Here is a 678-nt window from a genome sequence, read left to right as displayed (position 1 = left end):
TTAAATGCTATCACGCCGCTACGACCAGTATGAGCGCGCGCTACTTTCACAGCGTTTTCGACCGCCTCGGCGCCAGTGGTCAGGAAGATCGCTTTCTTCTTAGTCTCACCTGGTACAAGTTCTGTCAGCTTTTCTGCCAGCTCAACGAATGACGCATACGGCGTAACCATCGCACACGTGTGCGAGAAGTTATCCAACTGAGCTTTTACCGCTTCACTGATACGTTTGTGAGAATGCCCGGTGTTAGTTACCGCGATGCCCGCTGCAAAGTCGATGTATTTGTTGCCTTCGATATCCCATACGTAAGCGTTTTCTGCTTTCTCGACGTAAAGTGGGTACAGTGCGCCCATGCCTTGAGCGATAACTTGGCTTCTTCTTTCGTGTAGTTGTTGGTTTGTCATTGTTTTGTCCTTAATTAGTTGCCGCCAAAGCAGAGATATTTCACGTCGATATATTCATCGATACCTTGTTTTGCTCCTTCGCGTCCGATGCCGGACTGCTTAACACCACCGAAAGGAGCGACTTCAGTAGAAATCATGCCTTCGTTAATGCCGACCATGCCGTATTCGAGCGCTTCTGCGATTTTCCAAACACGGTGAATGTTTTGGCTGTAGAAGTACGACGCGAGACCGTAGATGGTGTCGTTCGCCATTTCGATCAGCTGTTCGTCGCTGTCAA

Annotated in this window: 2 protein-coding genes; both read right to left on the bottom strand. The window is 49.1% G+C overall.

The window, feature by feature from the left end:
* Positions 1-401, bottom strand: a 401-nt coding sequence (locus R7E78_RS27025) for an aminotransferase class III-fold pyridoxal phosphate-dependent enzyme (RefSeq protein WP_318058732.1), incomplete at its 3' end; no start/stop codon positions are given.
* A gap of 14 nt (positions 402-415) precedes the next feature.
* A partial coding sequence (locus R7E78_RS27020) for an aldehyde dehydrogenase family protein (RefSeq protein ID WP_318058731.1) occupies positions 416-678 on the bottom strand: 263 nt, incomplete at its 5' end.

Source organism: Vibrio sp. YT-19(2023), assembly GCF_033337395.1.
Note: the sequence above shows the minus strand (reverse complement) of the source record. Positions and strands in the feature narration are given on the sequence as shown.